Source organism: Mesonia mobilis DSM 19841, assembly GCF_000423405.1.
In the GTDB taxonomy this organism is placed as follows: Bacteria; Bacteroidota; Bacteroidia; order Flavobacteriales; family Flavobacteriaceae; genus Mesonia; species Mesonia mobilis.
This window is the reverse complement of record NZ_AUHX01000001.1, coordinates 39,396-56,027: the sequence shown is the minus strand read 5'-3', so window position 1 is coordinate 56,027 and position 16,632 is coordinate 39,396. Positions and strand designations below refer to the sequence as shown.

Genomic DNA, 16,632 nt, shown 5'->3' with positions numbered 1-16,632 from the left:
TACTAATTTGGCGATGGTCATTAAACAGAAACTAACCAAAATTTATGGAGAACATTATTGAGAAGGCAGACAATTTTGTAATGAAACTATTTAAGGATAAGTTGCCTAATACATTCATTTACCATAACTATAACCATACACAACGTGTGGTTAAAAGTACTAAAGAATTAATTGAAAATTCTCAAATTAATGTTAAAGAAGAACAGGTATTGCTGCTCTCTGCCTGGCTTCACGATACCGGCTATACGAAAACTATAAAAGGTCACGAGGAAGAAAGCGTAAAAATTTCCAAAAAATTTCTTGAAGAAAATAAGGTAGATCAAGAAACGATCAAGGAGGTTGAAAAGTGTATTCTGGCAACTAAAAAAGAAGTTGTACCAGAAACAAAGCTTGAAGAAATTATTAAAGATGCCGACGCCTCGCACTTGGCAAAAGATTATTTTGAAGATACTACCGAGTTTTTAAGACAAGAACTTAAGTTACATAATATTAAGTATTTTACCCCAAATGAATGGGTTGAAGAAAATATTAGAATGTTCACTGAAGAACACAAATATTACAGTGACTACGCGGTAGAAAACTGGAAACCTAAAAAGGATGAAAATCTTCTAAGTCTTTTAGAAAGTCAGAAAAAACTTAAGAAAAAATACGAAAAAGAAGAAGCCAAGGCAAAACTAAAAGCGAGGTATAAAAACGATAATCCCGAGCGAAGTATTCAAACTTTATACAGAACTACGCTTAGAAACCATATTAAACTTAGTGATATTGCAGATACGAAAGCGAATATTCTGTTATCGGTGAATGCTATTATTATTTCGTTAGCACTTGCCGATATTATCCCGAAACTTGACGCGGCTTCTAATCGACATTTAATGATCCCAACACTTATTATGGTTTGTTTTTGTGTGGCTTCAATCGTGTTATCAATTATGTCTACCAAACCAAATGTAACCTCGGGTGAATTCACTAAAGAACAGGTTAAAAACCGTGAAGTGAATGTATTATTCTTCGGTAATTTTCATCAGATGCAATTTGATCAATACAACTGGGCGATCAATGAAATTCTAAAAGATAAAGATTACGTTTACGAAGCGCTTACCAAAGATTTATATTACTTAGGAATCGTATTGAATCGAAAATATAAGATCTTACGTTGGACGTACACCATTTTTATGACCGGAATTATCATCTCGGTGATAAGCTTCGTAATTGCATTTTGGTTAATGTAAAACTTCCATCAGGTCTTCGTAGGTTAAAGCTTTTTCTTCTGAAGCATCTTCATCTTTATGATAAAGTACTTCAACTCGAATCGCTTTTAAACCAACAACACCCTGAACATCTTCTAATTCTAAAAGTTCTACCTCATCACCGAGGTAGTTCTTTTTTTGTAGGTATTCTACATATTTTAGGTATTCTCGCTCATCTGCTTTTTGAGAATAAATAATCGCTATTTTTCCTTTTTGCGTCACGCGCTCTTCCGTATTTTTCACAAAAGCTTTATCGATACGCTTCTTTATAATTTCGTATCTCGCATTGTACGTACCATCAACATCAAATTTCTTCTCATCCATTCGATATCTAATAGATAAGGTTGAACTAAATACTAAAATAAGTGAAGCGGCATCTAACTTTAAAGGAAGATTTTCTTGAATATGGTAAAATTTATTTTCCATCTCGCAAACAATCTGTAGCTGCCATAACCTAATATTATGAAGGTAAACACGACTAAACTCTTTGTTTTTAGTCATCGATTCTCCAATGTAAATGTTGTGATCTACTCCATCGGTTTTGTATCGTTCAAAATAATGAGGAAATATTCGTTGTGCTTCTACTTGTTTTCTATCGATATAACGTGCTAAAGTACGATTTATACGTTGTACGGTATCGTCGTAATTTTTTCGCTGATCGTAAACTACACCGGCATCTTTATCGATGCAATTATTATAGTGATCGATCATTTGCGAAAGCACATCAGATTTTGATTGAAAATGCTCAATAAGCGGATTGATTTCTTTATGTATAAAATTTACGATCTTCTGTTCACTAGAAGCATTTAAATTCTCTTTTAAATCGTCAACATATTTATTAATTCTAAACTTGGTTTGCTCATAAATAGGCAAAGGCTCTTCTTCTAAAGCTTTATCTACGATCTGAACAATTAAGTTTAAATGTTTTAAAAGATCTTTTTGAATAGCAATATTTCTTTCATCGGAAGATCCTACAATATCAATTTGCCCGTATAACGGAAAAACATCTTTAAACGCAATATCTCTAAACGAAGAAACACCGTCTCTATCGAGATCTCTAATATAACGTCTGGCTTCTTCTTCAAAAACCCAAAGAACACTAGGATGAATCGATGTACATTCACTTTGAATTACCGCTTTTACCCTATTTTCAAAATCTGCTTTATTTCTTTCTAAAGCCGTTACGATATAAGGAACGATATCTTCCAGTTTAATAGCATTTATACTATTCAATTCATTTTTATGAAAAGAAACCAGCTCTAGAATTGCCAACAAATCATTTCCTTTAGCAATAGGCGCAAAAATACAGCTCTTAATTTTTTTATGCTGAAGGTTCTTACTTAGAACACTATCGGGATGTTTTTCTATATAAGCTTCAACATTAGAAATAGCAAAATACTGGTGTTTATCGATGATGGCATTATAGGCTTCATTACAAAAAGCATCGTGACAATTTAACTCTTCGATAGAGTTTAAAATATAACTTTTAATTTGATCGTTTTCCATTTTGGTAAGATCTAAACTCTTACCATCGTAAAGTGTTAAACCTACTTCTAGATCTGGACTACGATAAATAGACCTAAATATTTCTGTAATCCCTTTTAGATTATCTTCTTTAGGCAAGTTATTGTTCAGCAATTGGGTTTTAAGATCAGAAATACCATCATCGACAGTAACGTCGGTTAAATTGGTAATTATAAATCCTTTAAAAATCCAGCTTAACGGCGGAAATTTCTCTCGCCACAAATCTATATCGTCTGTATTCTGAAGAAGAAGATCTACATCGTCTTCAGTAATATCTATAGCCTTCTCTGTTTTTTCAAACTCTACAAAATCGGCATTGGCCGCAATACGGTAATGATGCATAATTCCGTTTTCATCAGGAATATCGTAATAAAACGGACGCGTAAAATCGATATTATAACCGTAATAACCATTCAAAATTAAAATACAGCCAAATACATAATCGGTTTCATCTGTAAAATTTCGAACTTTTAAATCAAAATCTTTTCCGGCGCGTTTTATAATCTCTTGAAAGCGCTTGGTTTTATTAAACAAGAAGTTCTGATGTGGTAGCGAAGCCGCTTTTATCTCATTATTGGTAAGTATATTAGGAAATAGATCGTCTAACAAAATATGAATAGGATCGATGTGTTCTTTAATCTCTGTTTTACTTTCTAAACCGGTCTCCAGTTTAGGAAACTCGTCGATGTAATCGAGAACACTTTTCAGGTAATTTTTTGCAATAGGATTTTTTTCAACCTTCGCTCGTTCACGATAAGTTGAAATCACCTTTCTAAAACTCACTTTTATGTTAAAAGGAAAATCCTTATTCTGACTTTTCATTGCAATAATTTTATAACTAACAAGATAACGTAATACGTCACAACAAAGATAGGAATAATAAATCTTAACAATACTTTAGAAATTTGTGCCTTTAATTTACGTTAGTTACTTTTGTAGCTAAACTAAATTTTAATTAATGAAAAAATTATTTGTAATTGCTCTGGCAGCCTTTGCCGTTGCTTGTCAAGACAACAATAAAGAAAGTAACGAACCTACTTTTAAAGGTTCTATTAGCAACGTAGAAGATAGCACCGCAATTTACTTATCTCAATTAGGTAATACCGGTCAACCTCAAGCTATCGATACGGTAATGGTAAAAGATGGTAAGTTTGAGATCGATTTACCTAAAGTAGATTTTGAAACGCTAAACATCTTAACGCTAGAAGGCGGAAGAGGTAATGTGGTTTTTATTAATGAAAATGAACCGATTACTGCAACCGTTTATAAAGATAGTTTAAGAAGCTCTAAAGTTGAAGGAGGTAAGTCTAACCAATTGTTTAACGATTATGTTTCTGAAATTATGTCTTTAAGAAAAGAAATGCAGAAAATGGTTGAGCAATACCAAGCAAACAACCCGAACCTTAGACAGAATCCTGCGTTAATGCAAGAAATTCAGCAGAAGCAAAAAGAGCTTCAAGAAAATAATACAGGGAAGTTCCAGAAAATGATTTCAGAAAATCCTCAGTCTTTAGTTTCTGCATTGATCTTATCTGATATGATGAACGGGAAGTCGTTAAGCAACAACGAATTTAAAGAGTTATTTGAAAATTTAGATGAAGAAGTTAAAAACTCTGAAATCGGAAAACAGTTAAATGAAACCATTCAAAAAGCTAGTGCAACCGCTGTAGGTAGCAAAGCTCCAGAATTTTCTGCTCCAACTCCAGAAGGTGAGCAACTTGCCTTAAAAGATGCTTTAGGGAAAATAACTATTGTAGATTTTTGGGCATCTTGGTGTAAACCTTGCCGAATCGAAAATCCAAACGTAGTTAAACTTTACAATGAATACCACGATAAAGGTTTAAATATTATCGGTGTTTCTTTAGATAAGAACGGACAAAAAGATAAGTGGTTAAAAGCAATCGAAGACGATGGTTTAACTTGGCAACACGTTTCTAACTTACAATACTGGCAAGGTCCTGTAGCTCAGCTTTACAATGTAAGATCTATTCCTGCTACATTTATTTTAGATGAAAACGGAGTGATTATCGCTAAAGATTTAAGAGGCGAAGCACTTAGAGCTAAAGTATCAGAAATGTTAGACTAAGACATTTCTTCTTATTAATAAAAAATCCCGTTCTAAATAGAACGGGATTTTTTTATGATTCTAAATTGACTACTAGTTAATAATCGAGAAAACCACGTGAATTTGCGATTTTATTTCCATCTCTCCTACTGCCAAAGTTTGTGTATTAGATGATGAAACGCTACTTTGCTTCATCTCCATTGTTCTAAAAACCTGCGGATTAGAATAAGAATTCGAGCTCTCACTAATTAAAGTTGGCGTTCCTACTTTTACCTCTAAAGCTTTAGCATATTCATTTGCTTTAGATTTTGCATCTGCAATGGCTTTTAAACGAGCCTGCGCTTCGTATTTTTCAATTTCTGAAGATTTAAATTGAACGCTATTAATACCGTTAATTCCTAATTCTAATAATCCACGAGTAATTTCATCATACTTAGAAACATCAGTTAATAGAATAGAAATGCTCTGATTAGCATAAAAGTTAACGGCATTAGGAACATTACCGTATTTACTGTTTTGTACGTTCTTCCCCAATCTCACATATTCAGTTTGAATATTTTTCTGCGGAATTTTTTCAGACTTTAAATACTTCAACACCTCATCAATCACCTTATCGGTATTTTCTTTTACTTTCTGTGCACTTGAAGCTTCTTCTTGAATATAAACCTGAATAAGAACTTCATCGGGAACCACAGTAATTGTTCCTTCACCATTTACTGAAATTCCGCTAGGTTGTTCTTGTGCTACCAGACCAATTGTAAAAAGTAAGGCAACAGCTAAAAATAATTTTTTCATAATATATATTGTTAAGTTTTTTATTGCTAAACCAAGAATGAGACCAAAAATTAAAGTTTACCGTTTTTCTGTAAAATAAATAACACTATAAGAGGTATAAATAATAATACGACCATTAATAAATGCTCACTAAACACCCAAGGTTCAAAAATTAAGGTAATAAAATAACCGCCCATTGCTCCGCCAAAATGTGCATCGTGACCAATATTACCAATTCTGTTTTTCATCCCGTAAATGGTATAAAGTAAATAACCAATACCAAACATATAAGCAGGAATAGGTAAAAGAAAAAATAAGCCCAAAGTCATTCCCGGTTCTAATAAAATGGCAGCATACAAAATACCCATTACCGCTCCACTGGCGCCAACGGCAGTATAATGATCTTCGTCTCTATGAAAATAGAGAGAAAATAAATTTCCTAAAATTAAACTCCCTAAATAGATCACAAAGAAATTTATGGTACCGGTATAATTAATGACAACTCCAGAGAAAAAATAGAGCGTAAGCATATTTACAAATAGATGAGTAACATCGACGTGTAAAAATCCAGAAGTAATCACTCGCAATTGCTCTCCCAGCTTTATAGCTCCTACATTAAACTTATATTTATCAAAGAAATATGTATCGTTAAAACCTTTTAGAGACACCACGGCATTCATTCCAATAACAATAAATGTAACTATTTCTAAATCTCCCATAACATGCGTTTGAATACCTTCAAATATACCATATCTTTGTAAAAATTTTCTGTTATTCATGCAAAGATTGGGATTTATCGCGGTCTACCCTATTTTGTGGTTTATATCTATTTTACCTTTTAAAATTTTCTATTTATTTTCAGATTTCGTCTACGTGATTGTGTATTATGTGGTTGGTTATCGTAAAAATGTAGTGAAATCGAATTTAGAATTAGCTTTTCCTGAAAAGTCTAAAAAAGAGATTCATCAAATTCAGAAGAAATTTTACCATCACTTTTGCGATATGTTTTTAGAAATGGTAAAAACCATGTCTATTTCTGGTGCAGCACTAAAAAAACGTTTTGTAGTAAAAAACCCAGAAGAACTTGAACGTTTACAAAGTCTCGATAAAAGTCATATCATTTTACTTGGGCATTACGCCAGTTACGAATGGGTAAATGCTTTACATTTTTACGGACTCACTTATGAAGCGTACGGTGTTTACAAAAAAATAAAAAATCGTTATTTTAATTGTTTAATTAAAAGAATTAGAAGTAAACACCATACCACGATGTTGGCCACCAAAGACGTGCCTAAACAGATTTTACGAAACAAAAAAGATCAACTTTTATCTAGCTACGGAATGATTGCCGATCAAGCTCCCAAAGGTGCTCACGCTAAACATTGGCTGAAGTTTATGGGAAGAGAAGTTCCTGCATTTACCGGAAGCGAGGTTTTAGCGAAACGATTAGATCTAGCGCTTACCTATTTACATATTGAAAAAGTAAAACGCGGTCATTACACTGCAGAATTTATACCATTAGCAGATCATCCTGAAAATTTTAAAGATTTTGAAATTACTGAAAAATATTTTCAACTTTTAGAAGAGCAAATTAAAGATAAACCCGAATATTATTTATGGTCACACAAGCGTTGGAAACACGCAAAAAATTAATAGATAATTTATAAAATTGCTAATTTTACTTTTATTTTTTTATAAAAAATTATATTTGACAGCTTATCATAGATTTTTATGAAAAAAGTTGTCTTCTATTTAGCTTATCCTCTATTATGGTTAGTTTCTAAACTACCATTTCCTATATTCTATTTGGTTTCAGATTTTTGCTATGTGATCGTTTTTTACCTGATCGGATACAGGAAAAAAGTAGTACGTGATAATTTAAAAAAATCTTTTCCTGAGAAGTCTATTTCAGAATTAAAAAAGATCGAAAAAAAGTTCTATAAACATATGTGCGATATGTTTTTAGAAATGATAAAAACACTTTCTATTTCTAACAAACAATTAAAAAAACGCTTCGTTTATGAAAATATTGAAGAATTAGTAAAGTTTGAAAAAGAATGTAACGGAGCCATTGTTATGTGTGGCCATTATGCGAGTTACGAATGGGCAACGGCTATTAATTTTTACGACACGCACAATAAAGCCTACGCGATTTATAAAAAGATAAGAAATAAACACTTCGATAAACTAATTAAAGATATTCGAGCCAATTTAGGAACCACGCTTATTACCAGTAAAGAAGTGATCCCAACAATGATGCGCAACAAGGTTAATAACCAGAAAGCGAGTTATTATATGATCTCAGACCAATCTCCTAAAAACACTAAAAATGCGTGTTGGGTAAATTTTATGGGAACAGAAACTACAGCGTTTACCGGTTCTGAATCGATGGCAAAAAAACTAGGCTTTGGTATTTTGTACCTTCAAATAAGAAAAGTGAAACGCGGGTATTATTCAGCAAAACTAATTCCGTTAACGGCAACTCCTAAGGATTATCAAGATTTTGAAATTACAGAGAAATTCTTTCAGCTTTTAGAAGAGCAAATTCGTGAGCAACCTGAATATTATTTGTGGACGCACAAACGCTGGAAACACACAAAAAAAGCTTGAGCCAACGCTCAAGCTTTTTAATTTCTACTTTATTCAATAGAAAATTAAATACCGGCAATGGCTTTAATTTCCATCATAATTTTATCGGCAAGATCGTCGACTTCTTGTTGCGATTTTGCTTCTGTGTAAATTCTAATAATTGGTTCTGTGTTCGATTTTCTTAAGTGAACCCAATTGTTCGGGAAATCTATTTTCACGCCATCTACGGTTGAAACTTCTTCGTTAGCATATTTCTTTTCCATTTCAACTAAAATCGCATCAACATCTAACTCTGGAGTTAACTGAATTTTATTTTTACTCATAAAGTACGCCGGATACTCTTCTCGTAGTTGAGAAACCGTGATTTTCTTTTCAGCTAAATGGGTTAAAAATAAAGCTGCGCCCACTAAGCTATCTCTTCCGTAGTGAAATTCAGGAAAAATAATTCCGCCATTTCCTTCACCACCAATAATCGCCTGAGTTTCTTTCATCAAGGTAACTACATTTACTTCTCCTACCGCGCTGGCTTGGTAAGTTCCGCCATGTTTTTCAGTTACATCACGTAAAGCGCGAGAAGAGGAAAGGTTGCTTACGGTGTTTCCTTTTTCTTTACCTAAAATATAATCGGCAACCGCCACCAAGGTGTATTCTTCACCAAACATATTTCCTTTCTCGTCGATAAATGCTAAACGATCTACATCGGGATCGACCACAATACCAAAATCGGCATTTTCTTCAACCACCAATTTGCAGATATCGCCTAAATGCTCTTTTAATGGCTCCGGATTGTGCGGAAATTGACCGTTAGGTTCGCAATACAATTTTACAACCTCAACACCCATTGCTTCTAATAAACGAGGAATGGCTATACCTCCGGTTGAATTTACCGCATCGACAACCACTTTAAAATTCGCTGCTTTTACCGCTTCAACATCGACCCATTTAGAATCTAAAATTTCGTCGATATGTAAATCGATATATGCATCGTTTACCGTAATTTCACCTAAATCGTCTACATCGGCAAACTCGATGGTGTTGCTTTCTGCAATTTCCAGAATTTTAGCGCCTTCTTCTCCATTTAAAAACTCACCTTTTTCATTCAGTAATTTTAAGGCATTCCATTGTTTAGGGTTATGGCTTGCGGTTAAGATTATTCCGCCATCGGCGTGTTCCATCGGCACGGCCATTTCTACGGTTGGTGTAGTTGAAAGTCCTAAGTCGATTACATGAATGCCTAAACCAACTAAAGTGTTCATCACTAATTGCTGCATCATTTCACCAGAAATTCGAGCATCACGACCAACGACCACACGGTATTCGTCTTTTTCTACCTGACTTTTAACCCAAAAACCGTAAGCTGAAGCAAATTTAACCGCATCGATCGGCGTTAAATTATCACCAACGTTGCCGCCAATGGTTCCACGAATTCCTGATATAGATTTTATAAGTGTCATAAATTAATTTCATTGATTAGTGTAACAAATATACACGTATTCATTTCTGAAGCAAAAAGCCAAGATTAAGTATTTATCATTTATAATAGGTTTAGATAAAAAGTGTGTAACGATTCCTCAACACAAGTGTAGAAACCTGTTTCTGTTGAATTTTTCAGCGCAGAACTTCAAACCAATAAAACACTGATAAACAAAACATTAAATACTATTCATTAACTATAAACGTGATGGCATAATCATTTCTAATAATTAATCACAACAATTGACTTAGAAACCACGGTTATGAAACTTACACACTTAATATTACTTTCTTTTATCTTTTTAGCAAGAGGTTTTGGTGAAGAAATACCTTTACTAACGTCATTAGATAGCAAAGTAAATGAGTCTTCAGGATTGTTACTTTTAGATGGTCGCCTTATTACCCATAATGATTCTGATGAGCCTAATGAGTTATATGAAATTGACGCTAAAAACGGAAATGTACTTCGAACCGTTGTGGTTACCAATGTAGAAAATAACGACTGGGAAGATCTAGCGGAAGACGAAGAATTTCTGTATATAGGAGATTTTGGTAATAACTTAGGAAGTCGAAAAGATTTAAAAGTTTATAAAATTGAAAAGGAAGCCTATAAAAACGCAGAGAATGATAGCATACAGGCAGAGATCATTAACTTTAGTTATGCCAATCAAGAAGAATATTTACCGGCAAGATATAATAGTAATTTTGATGCGGAAGCACTAATTAGTTATCAAGATAAACTTTATATTTTCACTAAAAACTGGGAAAACAAAAAAACCGATGTTTATGAACTAAGTAAAACCCCGGGAACTTACAAGCTTGAAAAAATTGACACGATCGAAACGGAAGGCTTAATTACCGGCGCTACTTATGATGAACTTAATGATAGAATTTTATTGTGTGGTAATAGTATGCCAACACCATTTATTATTGAATTGAAAGAATTTAGTCGTGGTAAATTTTCTAACGGAGAAATGAAAAAATATAATCTACAACCACAGCTTGGAGCATCTATACAAATTGAAGGAATTACCATGATCAATAAAAATGAATGCTATCTATCTGCAGAAAAGAGTATTACCGGTACTTCTGCACTTTACAAGTATACTTTTGATAAAAATTTAGACCAATAAAATGTATTATAATAGGCTGATTATTAATTTTTTAATACCTTTACGTTTCAGTAAAATTAAGTCCACCCAAAAACCCTATCGTTATGAAAAAAGTAAAAATTATATCACTAATTGCTATTGTTTTCTTAACGATAGGTATTACTTATTTAGACTTTCAAGATTTAGGTTTATACAAAAATTACAAAGCCTATATTCTTATTTTTTTAGGAATAAGTACGCTTATATTTTCTTTCTTTAAACCTATAAGCGTGAACTTAGGACGTAAAAATTAATTTACTCCTTATGCTCTAATTTCACCTTATGCCTTTTAAAAGGTCTAATAATTAATCTTGCCGCACGATCAAAATTAATGTAGCTGTACGTCCAATTAAAGAAAGTGACTACTCTATTTCTAAAACCTACTAAAAACCAAAGGTGAACGAACATCCAAATAAACCAAGCAAAAAAACCACCGAAGGTAGATTTATTTAAATCGACTACCGCTTTGTTACGGCCAATCGTTGCCATTGTCCCTTTATCGTAATAATCAAAAGGTTGAAGTTTTTCATTTTTTAAAATACGCTCTAAGTTCTTTGCTAAATGTTTACCTTGCTGTATTGCCGGTTGCGCCACCATTGGATGGCCTTTTGGATATTCTTCACTTTTCATTAAAGCAATATCTCCTATTGCAAATACATTTTCGTATCCTTCAACCTGATTAAAAACATTTACTTGGTAACGATTAGCCCGATCTACAATCGCTGAAGCATTTAAACCTTTAACGGGAGAACCGGTAACTCCTGCGCTCCAAATAAAAGTTTCGGTTTCAAAACTTTCATCGGTGTTGGTTTTTACAAGCTCGCCGTCATAATCTTCTACCATCGTATTTAAATGAATATAAACCCCAAGATCTTTCAAAAACTTTTCAGCTTTCATCGAAGCTTTTTCAGACATTGGTGGTAAAACGCGATCTAAACCTTCTAATAAATGAATTTTCATTTCAGAAATATCAATATCAGGATAATCTTTCGGGATAATATTATTTCTTACCTCTGCAATGGCTCCACTAAGTTCTACGCCTGTAGGTCCTGCACCGGCGATCACAAAATTTAATAGTCGTTTTCGAGTCTTTTCATCGGTAGTGATCGAAGCTTGCTCTAAATTTTCTAAAATTAAACTTCGAATGTTCAAAGCCTGCGGAATGGTTTTCATCCACATCGCATTTTCTTCAACAGTATCATTTCCGAAGAAATTTGTTTTAGAACCGGTGGCGATCACTAGGTAATCGTACACTAATTCTCCTATATCAGAAAAAATGGTATGATGCTCTGCATCAATCGAAGTTACTTCCGCTAGACGAAAGAAAGCATTTTTCTTTTCTGTAATTAATTTTCTTAAAGGGTATGCGATCGAATCTGCCTCTAAGCTAGAAGTAGATACTTGGTATAATAAAGGCTGAAATGTGTGGTAGTTTCTTTTATCTATAAGAACAACTTGAAATTTTTGCAGTTTAATTAGTTTTTTTGCCAAATTCATTCCGGCAAAGCCACCTCCTACGATGGCCACGGTAGGTAATTTAGAGGCTGGTATATTCATAAGGTCTTAAGTTTCTTCAAAATTAAAACCCGTAAAGCAATATTTATGTTAGCGTTGTTATAATTTCTAAAAAAATTGTAACATTTTAGCGATTAAATTTACTTATAGTAAAAATCCAATCATCTTGACCGAAAAAACTGAACATAATTTTGTGCAATTGCTGGAGCAAAACCAGAATATTGTTCATAAAATTTGTCGGCTTTATACCAACGATCAAGATGCGCATAACGACTTATTTCAAGAAATAACCATTCAATTATGGAAAGCTTACCCCAAATTTAGAGGCGACGCCAAGTTTAGTACCTGGATGTATCGTGTAGCGCTAAATACGGCGATCACCTTATATCGAAAGTCTAAACGAAAAGTAAAAACACAAGAATTTGAAAATGTTGCTTTTAAAATTAAGGCTGAAGAATACGACGACACGACAGAAAAACAACTTTCTGTGATGTATGCCGCCATTAAAGAATTGAATGATATAGATAAAGCTTTAGTGTTTCTATACCTGGAAGATAAAAATTACAGCGAAATTTCTGACACGCTAGGTATAAGTGAAGTAAATGCAAGAGTGAAGATGAACCGAATTAAAAAGAAGCTAAAAAGCATTTTAAATCCGTAAACCCGATGGATGAATTAGATTTATTAAAACAAGACTGGAAGAAACAAGATGCCAATCTTCCTAACATAAAGGCTAAAGAGATTTATCCACTTTTACTCAAGAGGTCATCCTCGATCGTAAAATGGATTTTCTTTATTAGTGTTGCAGAGTTAGCCCTAGGTGTCGTTTTAAACATTTTATTAGCCGATCATGAATTTTGGCAACAAGTAGAGAACATTCACCTAAAAAACACTACCATCGTAATGTATGGTTTAGGCTATGCCATATCGATTTTCTTCATTATACTTTTTTACAAACGCTATAAAGCGATTAATGTAACCGATAGCGCTTCAACTTTAATGAAGAATATTTTAAAAACCAGAAAGGTGGTAAAGTATTACATTATTTATGTATTAGCATCTTCAGGAATTGTAAGTTTTGTGGTTTTTATTTTCTCTTTACTTTATGCGGAAGAATTTTCTGGGATAAGAAGTAATATCGACTGGGCAAAAGCAATCGCTATAGGTTTAGTCACTACAATTGTTTTCTTATTGGTCCTTTGGGGAATTTACACCTTGATCTACGGTTTACTGCTTCGTAAATTAAGAGCGAATTACAAAGAAATTAAACGCCTAGAAATCTAAACTTTATAAGTACTCAAACATTTATTTAAGAGTGTTTTAACAAGGTCTATCGTTAGATTTGTGTTTTAGGATTTTCAATATTTCTATAACCAAATCTAACTTATGAAAATTAAACTTTTACTCTTTTTCACATTTCTTAGTTACACATCGATCTTCGCTCAAGAAGTTTCTAACCAAGAGATTAAAGAAATTATAAAAGAATACCGAAGCCTTCATCGTGGACCTTACCTAAAAATCGAATGGTTTTGCGACGATGGTACCAAAAGAGATTCTAAAGATCCTTGTCCCGATAAAATTGGCGGTATTCAGCACGCGAGCTATAAACCGCTAACCATTAGACTACAAGAAAAAAATCACCTGTTTTTTGGTGATATCTTAGCCTATACCGATAAAGGTGATTTTTGGGATTACCCCAACCAACATTCTAGATTGAAGCAATACCAACTCAACAACTACCTGGAAAGTGTAGATAATGGTTGGATTATGGAAAAAGCCCAATATTATCGTGGTTCTGTACAATCTGAAGACGAACAAGAATGGGGTATCGATTTTTACAACTGGTTGCTCTTAAGCAATACGAGAATTGAAGAAGACTATTATTTAATTCGACAAAGTTTAAAAGATATTCCGCATAGTGGCGACAATCAAGACGCGCAGCAAATAAGAAGTCTTTCTAAAGTGATTGCTGAAGAGAATTCAAAATTTATGGATGCGCGTACCAAAATACACGGGCAACCCGATAAAAGCGATATTCAATTAGTTGAAAATTTTATGGAAGAACACAAAAGTGATCTTTCAGAAAAACAACAAAAAGATCTGGATTCGCTTACAAAAGCCATGAAAAATTTTTATGCGCCTACCGATTTAAGTTATTTTGCTGAAAAAGCAAAGAATTTTCCGCAAGGCAGTTTTTTAAGAGATCAGTTAGCGCATTTAGGAAAACAAGACAAAGACTCGATTACTCAGCAAGCTTTAATTGAAGAAGCTGCAAGTTTAATGTGTGAAATTAGAACCGAGCTTCCCGAGGTGCAAAGCACTTCAGACCAATTAACCGCTTTAGATGTTTCATTAAAACTTGAAGAAATTATCTTTAAAACCGCACCAGAATGGCAACCTAAAACATTACTTGAGCAACTCGATAAAATTTATGCGCTTAGTTTAGCATCTGCCAGCGCCGGAAATGTAGAATGGTGGGAATGGAACCAGATCGATCATTTACTTCAGCCTCAAAATTTAAATGAAATTACGATTGAAGAACTCAATAAAAAATTATCGCTCGCTCGCAGCCAAGTAGAATGGAGTACTTCAATGGTAAAAGCCATTTATGGTGATGTGGTTGAAAAATATCAAGGTTTTGAGCCTAAAGCAACCGGTTTTATCGACGATCGCGTTCGCTCTTCGTTAGCTTTGCGTTTAGGAGAAACGGTAAGCGAATTAGGAAAATTTATTCGAGAGCAATCGAAACTTTCTAATCAAGTATTAGATTTAGATAGCCAAAGTTCTTTTCGTGGTTTAAATCCCGGTTATGCCTTCGGAAAATTAATTGTGGTTGAAAACAACAGTGAAGATCTAGAAGTTTCGCCAGAAAATATTTATGTATTTCAAAAACCACCATCAGATTTAAAACCTGTTGCCGGTATTGCTACGGTTTCTGAAGGTAACTTGGTTTCTCACGTACAATTATTGGCGAGAAATTTAGGGATCCCGAATGCAGTATTGAGTCCGCAAAACTTAGAAGATCTAAAAGCTTACGATGGGCAGAAAATTTTCTACGCTGTTTCCGATCAAGGAACCATCATTATGAAAGAAGAAGATGATATGTCTTCCGAAGAAAAAGAATTATTCAGCAAAGACAAAGAACGGGATCAAGATAAAATTAGCGTTCCGGTAGAAAAAATAAACCTCGACCAAAAAACGGTACTTAACCTAACCGAAGTTGATGCCAAAAGCTCTGGTAAGATCTGCGGACCAAAAGCCGCAAACCTCGGACAATTAAAAAGTATGTTCCCAGAGAATGTAGTAAACGGCGTGGTGGTTCCCTTCGGAATTTTTAGAGCACATATGAATTTACCAATGCCTAAACAACAAGCAACGTATTGGGAATATTTAAAAGAAACTTTTGCACAAGCAGAAGAAATGCGTGAAAGCAACATCCCGGAAAGTGAAGTGCAAAATTGCCAATTAGATCGTCTAAGTTTACTTCGTGAAGCGATCAAGAATATGGAACTAAAACCTGAGTTTGTAAGCAATTTGGAACGTGGTTTTCAAAATAATTTTGGCACCAACATCGGCGGAACTCCGGTTTTCTTAAGAAGTGATACCAATATGGAAGATTTAGGAAGCTTCACCGGCGCCGGACTTAACCTTACGGTTTTTAACGTTCGCGAACGCGAGAAAATTTTAAACGGAATTAAAGATGTTTGGGCTTCTCCTTACACCGAGCGTAGTTTTAAATGGCGCCAGCAGTATTTAAACAATCCTGAAAATGTTTTTCCTTCTATTTTAATTATTCCGTCGGTAGATGTTGAATATAGTGGCGTAATGATCACTAAAGGAATTAACAATAACAATCCAGACGATTTAACTGTCGCATTTAGTCGTGGCGCAGGTGGCGCGGTAGATGGGCAATCTGCCGAAGCCTGGTTGCTCGATCTCGATGGTGAAGACTTATTACTTTCGCCTGCGAGGGAAACTTTTTACAATCGTTTACCGGCAAACGGAGGTTTAGATAAAAAATCGACTGCCTTTAATACTTCAATTTTAAATAAAACTAATAAAGAAAAAATTAAAGCTTTAGCAAAAAACATAAGGAAAACTATTCCTGAAAAAACAGAAGCCTCTAACACCGGACCTTATGATGTAGAACTTGGTTTTCTAAACAATAAATTATGGTTGTTCCAGATTAGACCTTTTGTTGAAAATAAAAACGCGAAAAGTTCAACCTACTTACAATCTATTTCTCCGGAAGTAGACACCAAAAAATCAATTAATTTACAAAGCACGATATAAT

General features: G+C 33.9%; 14 protein-coding genes. 9 read left to right on the top strand and 5 right to left on the bottom strand.

Annotated features, from left to right (window positions below; translation table 11 throughout):
- Positions 1 to 44 precede the first annotated feature (44 nt).
- A complete protein-coding gene (locus G551_RS0100230; RefSeq protein WP_027883669.1) occupies positions 45 to 1,229 on the top strand; it encodes a Pycsar system effector family protein in 1,185 nt (394 codons plus the stop codon).
- Here the strand turns inward: G551_RS0100230 and G551_RS0100225 are convergent.
- Positions 1,221 to 3,593, bottom strand: coding sequence for a hypothetical protein (locus tag G551_RS0100225; protein ID WP_027883668.1), 2,373 nt, complete (start codon positions 3,591 to 3,593; stop codon positions 1,221 to 1,223). The genes G551_RS0100230 and G551_RS0100225 overlap by 9 nt on opposite strands.
- 136 nt (positions 3,594 to 3,729) lie before the next feature.
- On the opposite strand from G551_RS0100225, the gene G551_RS0100220 reads away from it, so the two are divergent.
- The gene (locus G551_RS0100220) at positions 3,730 to 4,857 is read left to right on the top strand and encodes a redoxin domain-containing protein (protein ID WP_027883667.1); all 1,128 of its coding nucleotides are present in this window, start codon (positions 3,730 to 3,732) and stop codon (positions 4,855 to 4,857) included.
- 72 nt (positions 4,858 to 4,929) lie between these two features.
- Here the strand turns inward: G551_RS0100220 and G551_RS0100215 are convergent, their stop codons facing one another.
- Both G551_RS0100215 and G551_RS0100210 read right to left on the bottom strand, forming a co-directional pair.
- Positions 4,930 to 5,631: an SIMPL domain-containing protein gene (locus tag G551_RS0100215; protein ID WP_027883666.1), complete on the bottom strand. Its 702-nt coding sequence runs from the start codon at positions 5,629 to 5,631 to the stop codon at positions 4,930 to 4,932.
- Positions 5,632 to 5,681: 50 nt separating this feature from the next.
- Positions 5,682 to 6,329, bottom strand: coding sequence for a rhomboid family intramembrane serine protease (locus G551_RS0100210; protein ID WP_027883665.1), 648 nt, complete (start codon positions 6,327 to 6,329; stop codon positions 5,682 to 5,684).
- Positions 6,330 to 6,387: 58 nt separating this feature from the next.
- On the opposite strand from G551_RS0100210, the gene G551_RS0100205 reads away from it, so the two are divergent.
- Together G551_RS0100205 and G551_RS0100200 are read left to right on the top strand one after the other, a co-directional pair.
- Entirely contained in the window at positions 6,388 to 7,263 is an 876-nt protein-coding gene (locus G551_RS0100205; RefSeq protein ID WP_027883664.1) for a lysophospholipid acyltransferase family protein, read from the top strand.
- A 78-nt stretch (positions 7,264 to 7,341) separates the two neighbouring features.
- Positions 7,342 to 8,220, top strand: a complete 879-nt coding sequence (locus tag G551_RS0100200; RefSeq protein ID WP_027883663.1) for a lysophospholipid acyltransferase family protein — start codon at positions 7,342 to 7,344, stop codon at positions 8,218 to 8,220.
- Between the two features lie 44 nt (positions 8,221 to 8,264).
- On the opposite strand, the gene glmM is transcribed toward G551_RS0100200, so the two are convergent.
- Positions 8,265 to 9,653: a phosphoglucosamine mutase gene (glmM, locus tag G551_RS0100195; RefSeq protein ID WP_027883662.1), complete on the bottom strand. Its 1,389-nt coding sequence runs from the start codon at positions 9,651 to 9,653 to the stop codon at positions 8,265 to 8,267.
- 282 nt (positions 9,654 to 9,935) lie between these two features.
- Between glmM and G551_RS0100190 the strand changes: the two genes are divergently transcribed.
- Together G551_RS0100190 and G551_RS0100185 are read left to right on the top strand one after the other, a co-directional pair.
- Positions 9,936 to 10,805, top strand: a complete 870-nt coding sequence (locus G551_RS0100190; RefSeq protein ID WP_027883661.1) for a hypothetical protein — start codon at positions 9,936 to 9,938, stop codon at positions 10,803 to 10,805.
- 83 nt (positions 10,806 to 10,888) lie between these two features.
- Positions 10,889 to 11,077: a hypothetical protein gene (locus tag G551_RS0100185; RefSeq protein WP_027883660.1), complete on the top strand. Its 189-nt coding sequence runs from the start codon at positions 10,889 to 10,891 to the stop codon at positions 11,075 to 11,077.
- 1 nt (position 11,078) lies between these two features.
- Here G551_RS0100185 and G551_RS0100180 read toward each other — a convergent pair whose 3' ends face one another.
- Entirely contained in the window at positions 11,079 to 12,380 is a 1,302-nt protein-coding gene (locus G551_RS0100180) for an NAD(P)/FAD-dependent oxidoreductase (RefSeq protein ID WP_027883659.1), read from the bottom strand.
- A gap of 124 nt (positions 12,381 to 12,504) precedes the next feature.
- Here G551_RS0100180 and G551_RS0100175 point away from each other — a divergent pair, with 124 nt between their 5' ends.
- The 3 genes from G551_RS0100175 to G551_RS0100165 all read left to right on the top strand — a co-directional run bounded on the left by G551_RS0100175 (position 12,505) and on the right by G551_RS0100165 (position 16,631).
- The gene (locus G551_RS0100175; RefSeq protein WP_027883658.1) at positions 12,505 to 12,999 is read left to right on the top strand and encodes an RNA polymerase sigma factor; all 495 of its coding nucleotides are present in this window, start codon (positions 12,505 to 12,507) and stop codon (positions 12,997 to 12,999) included.
- Between the two features lie 5 nt (positions 13,000 to 13,004).
- Positions 13,005 to 13,622 (top strand): hypothetical protein, encoded by a 618-nt coding sequence (locus G551_RS0100170; protein ID WP_027883657.1) that lies wholly within the window; start codon positions 13,005 to 13,007, stop codon positions 13,620 to 13,622.
- 102 nt (positions 13,623 to 13,724) lie between these two features.
- Positions 13,725 to 16,631: a PEP/pyruvate-binding domain-containing protein gene (locus G551_RS0100165; protein WP_027883656.1), complete on the top strand. Its 2,907-nt coding sequence runs from the start codon at positions 13,725 to 13,727 to the stop codon at positions 16,629 to 16,631.
- Position 16,632: the final 1 nt, after the last annotated feature.

Coding starts and splice junctions, on each gene's coding strand:
- G551_RS0100230 (WP_027883669.1), top strand. CDS start 45: ATGGAGAACATTATTGAGAAGGCAGACAATTTTGTAATGAAACTATTT.
- G551_RS0100225 (WP_027883668.1), bottom strand. CDS start 3,593: ATGAAAAGTCAGAATAAGGATTTTCCTTTTAACATAAAAGTGAGTTTT.
- G551_RS0100220 (WP_027883667.1), top strand. CDS start 3,730: ATGAAAAAATTATTTGTAATTGCTCTGGCAGCCTTTGCCGTTGCTTGT.
- G551_RS0100215 (WP_027883666.1), bottom strand. CDS start 5,631: ATGAAAAAATTATTTTTAGCTGTTGCCTTACTTTTTACAATTGGTCTG.
- G551_RS0100210 (WP_027883665.1), bottom strand. CDS start 6,329: ATGGGAGATTTAGAAATAGTTACATTTATTGTTATTGGAATGAATGCC.
- G551_RS0100205 (WP_027883664.1), top strand. CDS start 6,388: ATGCAAAGATTGGGATTTATCGCGGTCTACCCTATTTTGTGGTTTATA.
- G551_RS0100200 (WP_027883663.1), top strand. CDS start 7,342: ATGAAAAAAGTTGTCTTCTATTTAGCTTATCCTCTATTATGGTTAGTT.
- glmM (WP_027883662.1), bottom strand. CDS start 9,653: ATGACACTTATAAAATCTATATCAGGAATTCGTGGAACCATTGGCGGC.
- G551_RS0100190 (WP_027883661.1), top strand. CDS start 9,936: ATGAAACTTACACACTTAATATTACTTTCTTTTATCTTTTTAGCAAGA.
- G551_RS0100185 (WP_027883660.1), top strand. CDS start 10,889: ATGAAAAAAGTAAAAATTATATCACTAATTGCTATTGTTTTCTTAACG.
- G551_RS0100180 (WP_027883659.1), bottom strand. CDS start 12,380: ATGAATATACCAGCCTCTAAATTACCTACCGTGGCCATCGTAGGAGGT.
- G551_RS0100170 (WP_027883657.1), top strand. CDS start 13,005: ATGGATGAATTAGATTTATTAAAACAAGACTGGAAGAAACAAGATGCC.
- G551_RS0100165 (WP_027883656.1), top strand. CDS start 13,725: ATGAAAATTAAACTTTTACTCTTTTTCACATTTCTTAGTTACACATCG.